A 13,871-nucleotide genomic window follows, 5' to 3' on the forward strand; every position below is an offset into this window, starting at 1 on the left:
ACGGTTCCTGAGGGGCGCCCGCGACGAAGGAGCCAGCGCCCACGAAGGACGGTTCCTGAGGGGCGCCCGCGAGGGGGCGCTGGGCCCGCCGTCGTCTGGCGGCTCTGAGTTGACTGCGGGATTTGTCGGCGTCCACGCCGAAGAATCCCGCAGCTCGTCACGGGGCCAGGTTCCAGTGCGGGATTTGTCGGCATGGACGCCGAAGAATCCCGCAGCCGCGCCGACGACGTCCCTGAGCCGGGCGCCCAGCGCCCGGTGGAAGGGCCCCAGGCGACACGACGACGTTGACCGTGACCTTGCTGGTCCTTCGACCGCTCGTAGAACTCGCGGCTCAGGAAACGGCGGCACCCGGAACGGGTCCTCAGATGGTGGCCAAGCCCACGTTGCTCAGCGCGCCGTTGTAGTGCTTGCTGATCTCCAGCTTTCGCTCCAGGTCCTCGATCACCGCCACGGCGAAGTGTTCGTCGTACAGCGCAGCGCAGGAGCCGAGGCCGCCGGGGCTGAACACGTTGACCTCCATCAGCTTGTCGCCCACGATGTCGAGGCCGACGAGGAACATGCCATCTGCCACCAGCTTCGGCCGCACCACGTCGACCATCGCCAGCATCTCGTCGGTCACCTTCACGGCCACGGCCTTGCCGCCGGCCGACATGTTCGAGCGCATGTCGGAGCCGCTCGCCTTGCGGCGGAACGCGGCGTACTTGCCGTTCATCATCAGCGGCTTGCCGTTCATCACGAACATGCGCACGTCGCCGTTCTTCGCCTCCTCGAGGTACTCCTGCACCACGACGTAGCCGTCGCGGGAGATGGCCTCGATGATCTGGTTCATGTTCGGCGACTCGTCGGTGTTGACCAGGAACACACCGCTGCCGCCCGAACCCTGCAGCGGCTTGAGCACGGCGCGGCCGCCGAGTTCCTTGACGAAGTCGACGATCTGCTCCTGGTCACGCGAGATCAGGGTGGTGGGCCGCACGATCTCGGGGAAGTGCTGGAAGTACGCCTTCGACAGCGCGTTGGCCAGGCTGGAGGGGTCGTTGACCACCAGCACGCCGGTGGAGGCGATGAGCTGCCCGAAGGCGACCCCGGCGTTGTTCGCCCACGCGGCACCCTGCGCGTCGTCGGCCGGGTCGGAGCGCAGCATGACGACGTCGAACTCGCTCAGCGGCAGACGCTCCTCGGCCGTGGGCTTCTGCACGTCCTCGATGTAGCGCTCCAACGAGCGGTAGTTCTTCCCGTCGCCGGCGCGCGCCCGGGCGCTGAGCGAGCCGTCGGGTTCGTAGGCGAAGTTGCCCATGCCCATCAGCCACGCCTCGTGGCCCATGTTCGTGGCGTGCATCGCCAACCGGGTGGTGGTGTACTCCGCCTTCTCGGTCATGACGTCGTTGACGACGAATCCGATCTTCATGCTGCAACTCCTTGGATGAGTTCGGTCGGGTCGGTGGAACGGGCGGCGGCCAGCAGCCGCTGGCGGCCGGAGTCCTCGTCGAACCACCTGGGCAGCACGACGGGGTCGCTGAGCACCCCTCGGGCGCTCAGCTCCTCGATGAGTGGGAGGTCCTCGAGCGCGAACTTGCCGAGGAAGAAGGCGCCGAGCTGCCCCCCTGCGCGGAGGTGGCCGAGGAGGTCGATGAGGCCCCGCAGGTAGCAGGCGTCCTTCGTGAGGCCCCCGGAACGGAAGATGCGCATCACGGTGGAGAACGCGCCGCCGGGATGGAAGCCCTCGTCGACCAACGCCCCCCAGCACTCCCGGAACGACGCGCCGCCGAGCATGCGCGACACCGTCAGCACGCGCCCCGCCAGCTGCCGCAGCCGGCCGGCGGTCAGCTCACCGCAGGCGACTTCGGCCAGCACGGCCAGCCCCTCCTGCGTCTCGTCGTAGCCCGCCAGCCCGGTGCCCAACACCTGCAGCGGCTGGTGCGAGCCGTTGACCTGCGTGACCAGGTGCGTGCCCACCTCGTGCTGGATCAGCGCGTTAGCCCGGTCCGCCGACACCGACGCCTCGGGGCCGATGAGCAGCAGGTTGCCCGACACCATCACGCCCGTCGAGTCCGGCCGGATCTCGGCATGGATGTCGACGTCGGGCTCCAAGCCGCGGTAGTAGTCGAGCTCCTCGTTCGCCAACGCCAGGAACTCCTCGGCCGTGAGGCGCTCACCGGCCCACGTCGACGCCTCGACCCGCGCGAGGATGGCCTCCGCCGCCGTCACCAGGTCCTGCCGGACGCCGCCGAACAACTCGATCGACAGGTTGCGGAAGTCCTGCGACCCGCGGCAGCGCAGCATCGACAACTGCAGGTCCAGCTCGCGGTGCTTGTTGCGCAGCAGCGCGGCCACCGTCGTGTCCTGCACGCGTGTCACGTCGATGCTGTGCAGCACCGTGTGCAGCACCTCGGGCTCAATGACGTAGTCGCGGTAGGTGAACTCCGGCTCACGGACGTCTCCGGCGAGGAACGCGTCCTTCACGTCCTCGGCGTCGATGGGGGTCACGTCGAGGATGAACCGGAAGCTGGTGCTCAACTGCGACAGCTGCAGGTCGATGGCCTGGTCCACCATCGCCAGGGGGTTGGGGCTCACGCGCCCTCCTCCACGGGCTCCTCCTCCGGGTCGCGCAGGCGGGGGATGTGCCGTTCGGGGATCTGCGCCAACGCCTCCAGCACCGGCCCCTGGGTCTGCTCCAGCGCGGCGGCCAGCCGCTCGATGTGGCCGTGGTCCGGCTCGCCGGTCCACTCGTCCATGAACGTCTTCTTGAACTCGATGGCCAGCACGCAGCCCACGCCGGGATAGCGGTCATGGATGAACCACGCCAGGTTCTGGCCCTTGAACTTCACGTTCTCGCGCAGGTCGAAGCCCTGGTCCAGCATCGACTGCCGGAACGCGCCCACGACCCCACCGAACGTGTCGTGGTTCACCGAGCCGGTACCGAGGTTGACCTCCGGGTTCTCCTCGAACGGCTCATCGGGTGCATCGGCGCCGTGACGTCGGTGGTTGTAGGAGTGCACGTCGTAGACGACGAACGGGCCGCGCTCGGCGAGCACGTCGAGGCGCTTGGCGAGTTCGCCGAAGAAGTCGTCATAGCCGTTGAGGGCGAGCTCCACGGCGTCGTCGGGCAGCTCGTCGGTCGCCCACACCTGCAGGCCCCAGCAGTCCTCCGGCGCCCGGTAGACGGCCTTGCTGCGGATGCGGTTCAGATCCGATTCGAAGCGGGATCGGTTGACGTTGACCCGCGCCGGGATGCGGGCGGCGATCAGGTCGGTGAAGGGATCCTCCTCGCGGAGCCGCACGTCCTCGTCGAGGATCATCAACTCCGCGATCTCGGGGCTCAGGTCGTGCCCGGCGTGGATGGAGGTGGCCACCAGTTGGCCGGACCAGTCTCCGAGGAACTCATAGGCCGTCATGCACCATTCCTACCCGACGGCCGGTTCGCGCGCGGCGGAATCGGTGCAGCGCGACGCCTACGAGCCGGGCTGCACCAGCCCCGATTCGTAGGCCGCGACGGCGATCTGCACGCGGTCGCGCAGGTCGAGCTTCGCCAGCACCCGGGAGACGTAGGTCTTCACGGTGGTCTCGCTGAGGTACAGCCGCGACCCGATCTCCGCGTTCGACAGGCCGCGGGCCACCAGCCGCACGACGTCGACCTCCCGCTCGCTCAACAGGCCCAGCTCCGCGGGTGTCGTGCCCGGGGCGGGGCGGCGCGCGAACTGCACGAGCAGCTGGCACCGGCCATCGCCGCCATCTACGAGAGCCCCCACCTGCTGCCCTACCTGGCCATGGGCATGCTGGGGCTGGTGCTGGGCATGATCCTGCTCGGAGCCACGCTGCTGAGTGCGCGCTTCGGGCCGCGCTGGCTGGGCGTGGCACCCATCCTGTTCGTGGTGGCCGAGTTCGGGCTCAGCTCACTGAGCGTATGGGCCTTCTACACCGCCGGGCTGCTGTTCGCCGCCTCGATGGTGGGCATGGCCGTGGTGACCCTACGCTCCCGCGTGCTGCTCGATGATGGCGCGCACCGCGGCCGCGTCGTTGGGGGCGTCGACGACGTGCCGGGGCAGGTCCTCGATCCCCTCGAAGCGCGCGGGGCGTGACGGCACGACGCCGATGGCCTCGACGATGGTGTCGGCGAACTTCACCGGCAGCGCGGTCTCCAGCACGATGACCGCGCCGTCGACCCCGGAGTTCGCCGCCACCTGCACGCCGTCGGCCGTGTGCGGGTCGATGACCACGCCGTCGGCCTCAAAGACGCGGCGGATCTGCGCCAGCCTGTCCCGGTGCGTGGAGGTGCCGGCCACGAAGCCGAACTGCTCGGCCTGGGCGCGGAACTCGGGGGTGTCGCTCAGGTCGAAGGCGCCGTGGGTGCCCAACTCCTCGACGAACAACTGGCGCACGCGCGCAGCGTCGCGGCCGAGGAGGTCGAAGACGAAGCGCTCGAAGTTGGACGCCTTGGAGATGTCCATCGACGGCGAACTCGTCGCCAGCGTCTCGGCACCGGCCCGCACCCGGTAGACGCCGGTGCGGAAGAACTCCTCCAGCACGTTGTTCTCGTTGGTGGCGAGGATGAGGCGGTGGATGGGCAGCCCCATCTGGCGCGCGATGTGGCCGGCGGCGATGTTGCCGAAGTTGCCCGACGGGACGGCGAAGCTCACGGCTCCTTCGACCTGACGCGACCCTCGCTCCTCGGGTGCATCAGGCTCAGGAACCACCGCCGACCCTCGTTCCTCGGGTGCGACAGGCTCAGGAACCACCTGGAGCCAGGCGGCGAAGTAGTACACGACCTGGGCCAGCAGGCGGGCCCAGTTGATGGAGTTGACGGCGCCGAGCTTGTGGCGGGCCTTGAAGTCGGCGTCGGCGTTGATGGCCTTGACGATGTCCTGGCAGTCGTCGAAGACGCCCTCGACGGCGATGTTGACGATGTCCGGGTCGTCGATCGAGAACATCTGCGCCTGCTGGAACGGCGTCATGCGGCCCTTGGGCGAGAGCATGAACACCTTCACGCCCGGTTTGCCCTGCAACGCGTACATGGCCGACGAGCCGGTGTCGCCACTGGTGGCGCCCAGGATGGTGATGCTCTCACCGCGACGGGCCAGCTCGTAGGCGAACAGTTCGCCCAGCAGCTGCATGGCCATGTCCTTGAAGGCCACCGACGGCCCGTTGCTGAGGTGCGCCAGCCACAGGCCGTCGCTCAGCTGCGTCACCGGCACGACGGCGGGGTCGAGGAACTTCGACGGCTCGTAGGCGCGCTCGACGATGCCGCGCAGGTCTGCGGGCGGGATGTCGTCGATGAACAGCGAGATGATCTCGTACGCGAGCGCCGCGTAGCCCTCCTCGGCCAGCAGCGTGCGCCACGCGTCGAGCTGCTCGGCGGAGACCTGCGGGTAGCTCTCCGGCAGGTAGAGCCCGCCGTCGGCGGAGAGGCCCTCGAGCAGGATGTCGCTGAACCGCTTGCCGGGCGCGCCCGAGGTGTCGCGGGTGGAGACGTAACGCATGGGGTGGAGTCTAGTGTCCTCCGCTCCCGGGGCCCGCTGCCCGCCGACCCGCAGGACGCTCAGTTCTTGACGTCGCGGCGCCGGAAGGTCACGGCGGCCAACGCCGCGCTGATGGCGATCAGCACCAGGAAGTACGTCAGCGACTCCGTGCGCGACAGGGTCTCCCCCCGCACGAGGGGGTACTGCTCGTAGCCGCGCTCGGCCAACCCCACCACGAGCGACTCCGCGTGCCGCGTGGGCGTGGCGTGGAAGACCCAGTGCGGGGCGCCGTCCCACCCGAGCACCTCCACCAGGAGGCTGGCCAGCAGCACCACCGCCACCACGGCCCCGGCCACGGCACCGCTGTGGAAGAGGAACACCGCCAGCGCGGCCACCATGCCGACGACCATCCCGAGGACCACGGCGCCGATCAGCGCACCGAGCAGCCCGGAGCCGGGCGCGAGGTCGGCGTAGCCGCGCAGCGCCACGAACCACACGACGCTCACCGTGCCCGACGCGATGCCCGCCACCGCCATCAGCACCGCGCCGAGCAGCCCCGCCACCAGCGTGCGGGCGCTCAGCAGCTTCAGCCGCGCGGGAGTGAACGTCAGCTGGGTGGTGATGGCGCCCGACTGGAAGTCGGCCCCCGCGTAGACCAGGACGAGGATCAGCACGAACACCGCCACCAGCAGCAGCCACGGGGCCACGCCGATGTGCACCACCTCGTTGAGGCCCCACACGTCCGGCAAGTACTGCTCGAGCGTGCACTCGGGGCAGCGGGGCAGGTCCTCCTCGAAGGCCTGCACCGCCTCGGTGACCTCCTGGTCGGTGTACGGGCGGGCATTGCTCATCCACAGCGCCGGCCCGATCAGCCCGAGCAGCAGCACCGACACCAGGCCGACGACGACCCGCGGCCGGTACTGCAGCCGAGACACCTCGGCCCTCAGCAGGTGCACGAACCTCACCGCAGCACCGCCCGCCTGCGGCCCTGCGCGGCGATGAGGTCCTCGCCCGCCGTGAGCTCGAGGAAGACCGATTCCAGCGAGCCCTGCTCGACGGCGATCCGGTGCGGCCACAGCTCGTGGCGGCCCAGCGCCTCGGCGATCGCCGCACCGTCGGGCGCGAGCCCGGTGTGCGTGGTGACCTTGAGCCCGCCGTCGTGTGGTTCCACGCGCCAGCCGCCGGCGCGCAGGACGTCGGCGGCGATCACGGCCCGGTCGATGCCGACGACGACGTGGGGCTGGGCGCCGCCGATCAGCTCGCACATGGCGCCCTCGGCGAGGACGCGACCGCGGCCGATGACGCTGACCGAGTCGGCCATCTGCTCGATCTCGGACAGGATGTGCGAGGACACGACGACGGTGCGGCCGGCGTCGGCCAGCTGGCGCATGGTGGCGCGGATGTCGTGGATGCCGACGGGGTCGAGCCCGTTGGCCGGCTCGTCGAAGATGAGCAGTTCCGGGCTCTTCAGCAGGGTGGCGGCGATCGCGAGCCGCTGGCGCATGCCCAGCGAGTAGCTGCCGAACAGCCGGTCTGCATCGTCGGCCAGGCCCACCTCCAGCAGCACCTCAGTGACCCGACGGCGGCGCACCGCGATGGAATCGGCCAGCACGTCGAGGTTGTGGCGCCCACTCATGCGGGGCGCGAACTTCGGCGACTCCACGACGGCGCCCACCCGCCCGATGACCGCGCCCAACTCCTTCGGGATGCGGTGCCCCAGCACCGTCACGACGCCGGCGTCGGCGCGGACCAGGCCCAGCAGGATGCGGATCGAGGTGGTCTTGCCGGAGCCGTTGGGGCCCAGCAGGCCGTGCACGCCGCCGCGGGGGACGTGCAGGTCGAGGCCCCTCAGGACGGGCTTGTCGCCGAGGCTCTTCGTGAGCCCCTCGGTGTGCACGGCCCACTCGGTGGCGCGCCCTGACCACGGGACACTCGGCATGCGTTACTCCTATGTCAAGCGGCGGTCTGGACGCAAGTCCGGGCCGCTGCTGTGGTGGTGGGTTTGAGGGTGTTGAACACGATGCGGATGAGTCGTCGTTTGAGGCAGCGCAGCGCTTCTGTGGTGCTCTTGCCTTCGGCCTTCTTCTTTTCGTAGCAGATGGAGACCAGGATCGGTACCCGGGTGCGTCAGGAGGCCCCCCAGTTGTTGGAGATCCCCCGGCTGCGGCGAGCTGACCGCAGCGAAACTGCTCGGCGAGATCGCCGGCATCGACCGTTTCCCCGACGAAGCGAAACTGGCCCGGCACGCGAGTTGGCGACCCACTTCGTCTACAGCGACGAATGTGTGGGTCCGCTTGTGAACATCAGCACCAACGACAATCATGGTGATTGCCTCCTTCACTTGACGTAGTGACTGGACGGTTGGGCCGGTCGGCGGACACATCTCAGTGGGGGCGGAGCCACGCCCCTATCACGTCACGCCGGCCGGTCCTTCACATCAGCTGCCGACATAACGCATGAACGCCACACAGCGGGCACCGAGCCCAAGAATCAGACAGCCGATGATCAGGATCCAACCACCACAACCGAGATCGTGGTGCCATCAACCCTGACACTGAGACCCGAACCTAACGGAGCGCGCCCGGGCGGCGGATCAGCCCCTGGTCTTCGCCCGAATCAGCCGCCGGGCCCATCTCCATCCAACGCCACACCCACCACAGGGGCACCGCGACGATGGGCATGGCCACGTACGGCGGCAGCGTGTCCTGCAACGCCGGGAGGAGCGCGAACGCGGCCACCATGATCAACCAGACGCGGTCTGCCACGACGGTGCGTGGGCAGAACACGTACAGCGGCAGCAGCCAGGTGAGGTACCAGGGCTGCAGCGCGGGCGCGAAGACCATGAACGCCACGAGGACCGCGAGGGTGAACAGCCAGGGCCGGTCCGCCGTCGTCCGCCCCTTGGGGCCCCACCGGACCCACAGCCAGATGACGGCGGCGCCGATCAACAGCGTCGAGACGAGGTTGATGCCCCGATCGGAGACGCCCTCCGGGAAGACCTCGTGGTAGCGGAAGAAGGAGGCCACCCACGACAGGGGCGAGTTGCTGGTGGCGCCGATGGGGTTGCCCGCCGTCGGGTTGCGCCAGCCGAGGCCCCAGGTGAACGAGGTGGCGAGGAAGGTCAGCACGGTGACCGCCCCGGGCACCGCGGCCACCAGCGCCAACCGCCACCACGACGGCCCGCGGCCCCGACGGAGGCTCCAGGCCACCGCCACCACGCCCAGCCCGTACAGCGCAGCCGACTGCTTGATGCCCATCGCGGTGCCCAGCAGCAGGCCGGCGACGACGAGGCCGCGCCAGCCGCGCCAGCCGAGGTCGGTCACGGCCAGGAACGCGGCCACGCCCAGCGCCACCATCAGGGCGTCGTTGTGGGCGCCGCCGATCCACTGCACCAGGATCACCGGGTTGAGCACGCCTGCCCACAATGCCAGCTGTTCGTCGACCCCGAAGCGGCGCGCCAGCCTCGGCAGCACCCAGGACAGGATGACCAGCGCCAGCACGCTCTGCGCGCGCATCGCCATGGGGGTGGCGAGGACGTCGCCGTCCGTGAGTCGGGAGACGAGGCCGAACAGGTCGAGCTGCAGCGACGGGTACACCGAGGTGGTGGTGTGCCAGTGGGTGCCGACGAGCAGGCCCGCCTGGCCGGCCTCGCCCAGCGCGTTCTCGTAGGGGTTGATCCTGCGCGCCACCTGCCAGCCCGTGGCGGCGTAGGCGTACGCGTCGCGCGAGTGCAGCGGCAGCGCCACCAGCATGGGCAGCGACCACAGGGCCGCCGTCGCCAGCGGCCGGTGCCAGCGAGGCCCCAGCTGCCACCATGCGAGGAGCAGCATGGCGTGGCCGGTGAACGAGACCCCCACCCGCCACCACGACGCCGGACCCTCCAGCAGGCCGGGCGCGTCGAGGTAGGCGGCACCGGCGACGAGGAGCACGGCGGACAGCCCGATCGTCACCCACAGCCAGTTGCGCACCGCGCCAGAGTAGACCACCGAGACCCCGAGCCATTTTCGCGCCGAACTCCTTGCGATTACTCTTGAGCAATGCATCGTGTCGTCATCATCGGATCCGGGTTCGGCGGGCTGTTCGCTGCCAAGGCACTGAAACACACGGACGTCGACATCACCATCATCGCCAAGACCAACACCCACCTGTTCCAGCCGTTGCTGTACCAGGTGGCCACCGGCGTGCTCAGCGAGGGCGAGATCGCCCCGCCCACCCGCGAGATCCTGCGCCGCCAGAAGAACGTGCGCGTGCTGCTCGGCCTCGTCGAGGACATCGACCTGGCCGGGCGCGCCGTCAAGTGGCGCTTCCACAACAACCACTTCGAGACGCCCTACGACACGCTCATCGTGGCCGCAGGCGCCGGGCAGAGCTACTTCGGCAACGACCACTTCCGCACGTTCGCGCCGGGCATGAAGTCGATCGACGACGCGCTGGAGCTGCGGGCCCGCATCCTGAAGGCGTTCGAGGTCGCCGAGTTCACCGTCGACCCCGACGAGCGGCGCAGGCTGCTGACGTTCGCCGTGGTGGGCGCCGGCCCCACCGGTGTCGAGATGGCCGGGCAGATCCGCGAGCTCGCCAGCGCCACGCTGCGCAACGAGTTCCGCTCGTTCGACCCGTCTGACGCCCGGGTGGTGTTGATCGACGGGGCCGACCAGGTGCTGCCGCCGTTCGGCCCCAAGCTCGGCAAGAAGACGCAGGACACGCTCGAGAAGCTGGGCGTCGAAGTGCAGCTGGGCGCCATCGTGACCGACCTCGACGACGACGGGCTCACCTTCCGGCGCAAGGACGGCACCAGCGAACGCATCGAGGCGTCGTGCAAGGTGTGGGCAGCCGGCGTGCAGGGCAGCGAGTTGGGCAAGACGCTGGCGGAGCAGTCAGGTGCCGAGCTCGACCGCTCCGGGCGCGTCGTCGTGACCGACCGGCTCACCCTGCCCGCGCACCCCGAGGTGTTCGTCGTGGGCGACATGGCCGCGGTCCCCGGGGTGCCGGGTGTCGCGCAGGGCGCCATCCAGGGCGCGCGCTATGCCGCGAAGGCCATCCAGGCCCGGGTGTCCGGCGGCGGCGAGCCGGGACCGTTCGCCTACAAGGACAAGGGGTCGATGGCGACGATCTCGAAGTTCGCGGCCGTCACGCAGATCGGCAAGCTGCAGCTCACCGGCTTCGTCGCATGGCTGGCGTGGCTGTTCCTGCACCTGCTGTACATCGCCGGCTTCAAGCAGCGCATCACCACGCTGCTGAGCTGGTTCATCACGTTCGTCACCAACGGTCGCGCACAGCGAGTGGTCACCAACCAGCAAATGGTGGCACGTCTCGCGTTGGAGCGCCTCGGCGCCGGCTCTTCTGGCAAGCTGATCCACGGCGAGGAGCTCGCTGAGGAGTAGGAGCTTGTGGATGGATGCCTTCCTGCACGTGGTGCGTGACCTCGCGCTGCTCGTGGCCAGGCTGGTGGCCGGCGTGACGCTGATGGCGCACGGCTGGTACCGCTGGAACATCACGGGGCTCGAGGACCAGGCAAACATCCTGGAGGGCGTCGGCCTGCCGAGCGCGGAGGGCCTCGTCATCGCAACCATCGCCTTCGAACTCATCGGTGGCGCGCTGCTGGTGTTCGGGCTCGCGACCCCGCTGGTGGGGCTCGGCATGATCGTCCAGAACGGCGCGGTCATCCTCACCACGCGCATGGATGCGGGGTTCTACCAACACGACGGCGGCTGGGAGTACAACGCCGTGCTCGGCGTCGTTGGCCTGCTGTTCCTGGCGATGGGCTCCGGCCGGGCCGGCCTCGACCACCTGTTCCTGCGCCCCCGCGACGAGGGCGGCGGCCAGCTGATCGAGACCGACCCACGCGACCACGCCCGGGAACGCCCGCCGTCGTACCCGGAACCGACCCCGCCTCACAGGAATCCCACAGGAACCCCATAGCATTCCCCCACCGTGCGGTGGGAGAGTGGTGGCATGGCCCATGCTGATCCGCTGACCCGACCGGACGGGACCCCCATCCGCGTGCTCACCGTCGACGACGAGCCCAGCCTGATCGAGCTGCTCTCGATGGCGATGCGCTATGAGGGCTGGGACGTGTACACGGCCGCCTCGGGCGCCGAGGCCGTCAAGGTGGCGCGCGAGGCGCAGCCGGACGCGTTGGTGCTCGACATGATGCTGCCCGACTTCGACGGGCTCGAGGTGATGCGCCGCATCCGCACCGAGGATCCCGACGTGCCGGTGATCTTCCTCACCGCGAAGGACGGCGTCTCCGACCGCATCGCGGGCCTCACGGCCGGTGGGGACGACTACGTCACCAAGCCGTTCTCGCTGGAGGAGGTCATCGCGCGGCTGCGGGGGCTGCTGCGCCGCTCGGGTGCCACGTCGATCCGCCCGGAGACCCAGATCGTCGTCGGCGACCTCATCCTCGACGAGGAGTCGCACGAGGTCACGCGGGCCGGGGAACACATCAACCTCACCGCCACGGAGTTCGAACTGCTGCGCTTCCTGATGCGCAATCCCAAGCGCGTGCTGTCGAAGGCGCAGATCCTGGACCGCGTGTGGAACTACGACTTCGGCGGCCAGGCCAACGTCGTCGAGCTGTACATCTCCTACCTGCGCAAGAAGATCGACGCCAACCGCGAACCCATGATCCACACCATGCGCGGCGCCGGCTACGTGTTGCGCCCGGCGGCCGGATGAGCCCCCAGCGACGCGGCTCGCTGGCTGCACAGATCCAACCGCGGGTGGTGATCACCGTCGCGGTGCTGGCGCTCGTGGTCAGCATGGTCACGGTGATCGCGGCCGCCACCATCCTGTACAGCCAGCTCGACCGCGAACTCGACGGCGCCCAGGTGCGGCAGGGTCGTGGCCCCGGCCACGTGAGCGGTGACCTGGTGCCCGGCATCCAGACGCCCGGCATGCGGGTGGGCACGGTCATCGCGGTGGACTTCCCCGACGGCAGCGCCGCCGGGAGCGTCATCGAGGACGGCGAGGTGGACAGGGTGACGCCTGAGGCCCTGCTGCTCCTGGTCGAGCTGCCCGCCGACGGCGTGAAGCGCGCCGTGGACCTGCCCGGCATGGGCCGGTACCGCGTCGAGGCGCGGGAGACGCGGCTGGGCAAGGTGTCGGTGGGGCTGCCGATGGGCGACATCGACCGCTCACTGATGTGGCTGACGCTGTTCGCGGCCGGGATCTCGTTGACCGCCGTGGCCGTGACCGCGCTGGTGACCCGAGAGGTGCTGGGCAGGGCGACGGGGCCGCTGGTGGCGCTGACGAACACCGCTGACCAGGTGAGCCACCTCCAGCTGGAGCGGGGCCGCGTCGAGGTGCCTCGCGTGCCCGTGGGCGCGCTGCCGGAGAACAACGAGGTGACGCGCCTGGCCACCGCGTTCAACGAGATGCTCGACCGCGTCGAGAGCGCACTGTCGGCGCGCGAGGCCTCCGAGGTCAAGCTGCGCCGCTTCGTCGCCGACGCGTCGCACGAACTGCGCAACCCCTTGGCCGCCATCCGTGGGTACAGCGAGCTCGCGGAGCGGGCGCCGGAGGGTGAGAAGTCGTTCGCGCTGCAGCGGATCGACTCGGAGTCGCAGCGCATGACCAAGTTGGTCAACGACCTGCTGTTGCTGGCCCGGCTCGACGCCGACGCCCAAGTCGAGGCGAAGCCCGTGGACGCCGTCGAGGTGGTGGTCAACGCGGTGAGCGACGCCCAGGCGTCGGGTCGCGAGCACCAGTGGCGGTTGTTGCTGCCGGAGCCCGAGATCGTCGTGATGGCGGATGCCGACCAGCTGCACCAGGTGATGATCAACCTGCTGAGCAACGCCCGGGCGCACACTCCCCCCGGCACGGTCGTGCAGACGTGCGTGCGGCGCCATGGCGACAGGGCGGTGATCGAGGTCGCCGACAACGGCCCGGGCATCCCGCCCGAGACGCTGCCGCGGGTGTTCGAGCGGTTCACGAAGGCCGACGACACGCGCGCCCACTCCACCATCCCGTCGACGGGCCTGGGCCTGGCGATCGTGCGTGCGATCGCCGAGGGCTTCGGGGGCTCCGCGATGGTGTCGAGCCGCCCCGGGAGGACGGCGTTCACCGTGACGCTCCCGCTCGCCCCAGGTCCCTGAGCGTGACGCGTGCGAGGAACCGGTCCCTGAGCGTGACGCGTGCGAGGAACGAGCACCGTGTCACGACGAAGGGCGTTCCCTGAGCGTGACGCGTGCGAGGAACCGGTCCCTGAGCGTGACGCGTGCGAGGAACGAGCACCGTGTCACTACGAAGGGCGGGTAACGAGCAGCCCAGCTGGAATGGCCCCCGACAAGCTGCAGCCGCCAAGCCGACGGCGGCCCCAGCCGACCTGACGCGGTAGCTGCCCCCGCCCACCGCAACCATCGACCGCCCGCAGCTGACAACGCCCAACCCAAGACACCCCGGACACGCCGGAGGCCC

General features: G+C 69.6%; 13 protein-coding genes. 5 read left to right on the top strand and 8 right to left on the bottom strand.

All coding sequences use genetic code 11. The annotated features are described in order from the left end of the window. Nucleotides 1-361: 361 nt before the first annotated feature. From ABEA30_RS07495 to ABEA30_RS07510, 4 genes are read right to left on the bottom strand one after another with little or no spacing between them, the layout of a single operon-like run. A complete protein-coding gene (locus tag ABEA30_RS07495) occupies nucleotides 362-1,405 on the bottom strand; it encodes a glutathione synthetase (RefSeq protein ID WP_345581342.1) in 1,044 nt (347 codons plus the stop codon). Beyond that, entirely contained in the window at nucleotides 1,402-2,571 is a 1,170-nt protein-coding gene (locus tag ABEA30_RS07500) for a flavohemoglobin expression-modulating QEGLA motif protein (RefSeq protein ID WP_345581345.1), read from the bottom strand. The genes ABEA30_RS07495 and ABEA30_RS07500 overlap by 4 nt, the downstream gene beginning before the upstream one ends. Further along, entirely contained in the window at nucleotides 2,568-3,392 is an 825-nt protein-coding gene (locus ABEA30_RS07505) for an N-formylglutamate amidohydrolase (RefSeq protein WP_345581348.1), read from the bottom strand. Before ABEA30_RS07505 ends, ABEA30_RS07500 begins: the two co-directional genes overlap by 4 nt. 57 nt (nucleotides 3,393-3,449) lie before the next feature. Then, nucleotides 3,450-3,746: a response regulator transcription factor gene (locus ABEA30_RS07510; RefSeq protein WP_345581351.1), complete on the bottom strand. Its 297-nt coding sequence runs from the start codon at nucleotides 3,744-3,746 to the stop codon at nucleotides 3,450-3,452. A gap of 18 nt (nucleotides 3,747-3,764) precedes the next feature. On the opposite strand from ABEA30_RS07510, the gene ABEA30_RS07515 reads away from it, so the two are divergent. Beyond that, nucleotides 3,765-4,076: a hypothetical protein gene (locus tag ABEA30_RS07515; RefSeq protein ID WP_345581354.1), complete on the top strand. Its 312-nt coding sequence runs from the start codon at nucleotides 3,765-3,767 to the stop codon at nucleotides 4,074-4,076. Here the strand turns inward: ABEA30_RS07515 and ABEA30_RS07520 are convergent. The 4 genes from ABEA30_RS07520 to mptB all read right to left on the bottom strand — a co-directional run bounded on the left by ABEA30_RS07520 (nucleotide 3,966) and on the right by mptB (nucleotide 9,421). Continuing rightward, entirely contained in the window at nucleotides 3,966-5,474 is a 1,509-nt protein-coding gene (locus ABEA30_RS07520; protein WP_345581357.1) for a threonine synthase, read from the bottom strand. The genes ABEA30_RS07515 and ABEA30_RS07520 overlap by 111 nt on opposite strands. A gap of 59 nt (nucleotides 5,475-5,533) precedes the next feature. Next, entirely contained in the window at nucleotides 5,534-6,418 is an 885-nt protein-coding gene (locus ABEA30_RS07525) for a hypothetical protein (protein ID WP_345581360.1), read from the bottom strand. Next, entirely contained in the window at nucleotides 6,415-7,392 is a 978-nt protein-coding gene (locus ABEA30_RS07530) for an ABC transporter ATP-binding protein (protein ID WP_345581362.1), read from the bottom strand. The genes ABEA30_RS07525 and ABEA30_RS07530 overlap by 4 nt, the downstream gene beginning before the upstream one ends. 628 nt (nucleotides 7,393-8,020) lie before the next feature. Continuing rightward, complete coding sequence (gene mptB / locus ABEA30_RS07540; protein ID WP_345581365.1) at nucleotides 8,021-9,421, bottom strand: polyprenol phosphomannose-dependent alpha 1,6 mannosyltransferase MptB; 1,401 nt, start codon at nucleotides 9,419-9,421, stop codon at nucleotides 8,021-8,023. A gap of 69 nt (nucleotides 9,422-9,490) precedes the next feature. On the opposite strand from mptB, the gene ABEA30_RS07545 reads away from it, so the two are divergent. Genes ABEA30_RS07545 through ABEA30_RS07560 form a run of 4 tightly spaced genes read left to right on the top strand, consistent with a single transcriptional unit; the run spans nucleotide 9,491 to nucleotide 13,549 of the window. After that, a complete protein-coding gene (locus ABEA30_RS07545; RefSeq protein WP_345581368.1) occupies nucleotides 9,491-10,834 on the top strand; it encodes an NAD(P)/FAD-dependent oxidoreductase in 1,344 nt (447 codons plus the stop codon). Between the two features lie 10 nt (nucleotides 10,835-10,844). Then, nucleotides 10,845-11,372, top strand: a complete 528-nt coding sequence (locus ABEA30_RS07550) for a DoxX family protein (RefSeq protein WP_345581371.1) — start codon at nucleotides 10,845-10,847, stop codon at nucleotides 11,370-11,372. 33 nt (nucleotides 11,373-11,405) lie between these two features. Further along, a complete protein-coding gene (locus ABEA30_RS07555; RefSeq protein ID WP_345581374.1) occupies nucleotides 11,406-12,131 on the top strand; it encodes a response regulator transcription factor in 726 nt (241 codons plus the stop codon). Next, on the top strand, nucleotides 12,128-13,549 hold the full coding sequence (locus tag ABEA30_RS07560; protein WP_345581377.1) for a sensor histidine kinase: 1,422 nt from the start codon (nucleotides 12,128-12,130) through the stop codon (nucleotides 13,547-13,549). The genes ABEA30_RS07555 and ABEA30_RS07560 overlap by 4 nt, the downstream gene beginning before the upstream one ends. Nucleotides 13,550-13,871 lie beyond the last annotated feature (322 nt).

The organism is Tessaracoccus lubricantis, assembly GCF_039544535.1.
In the GTDB taxonomy this organism is placed as follows: domain Bacteria; phylum Actinomycetota; class Actinomycetes; order Propionibacteriales; family Propionibacteriaceae; genus Arachnia; species Arachnia lubricantis.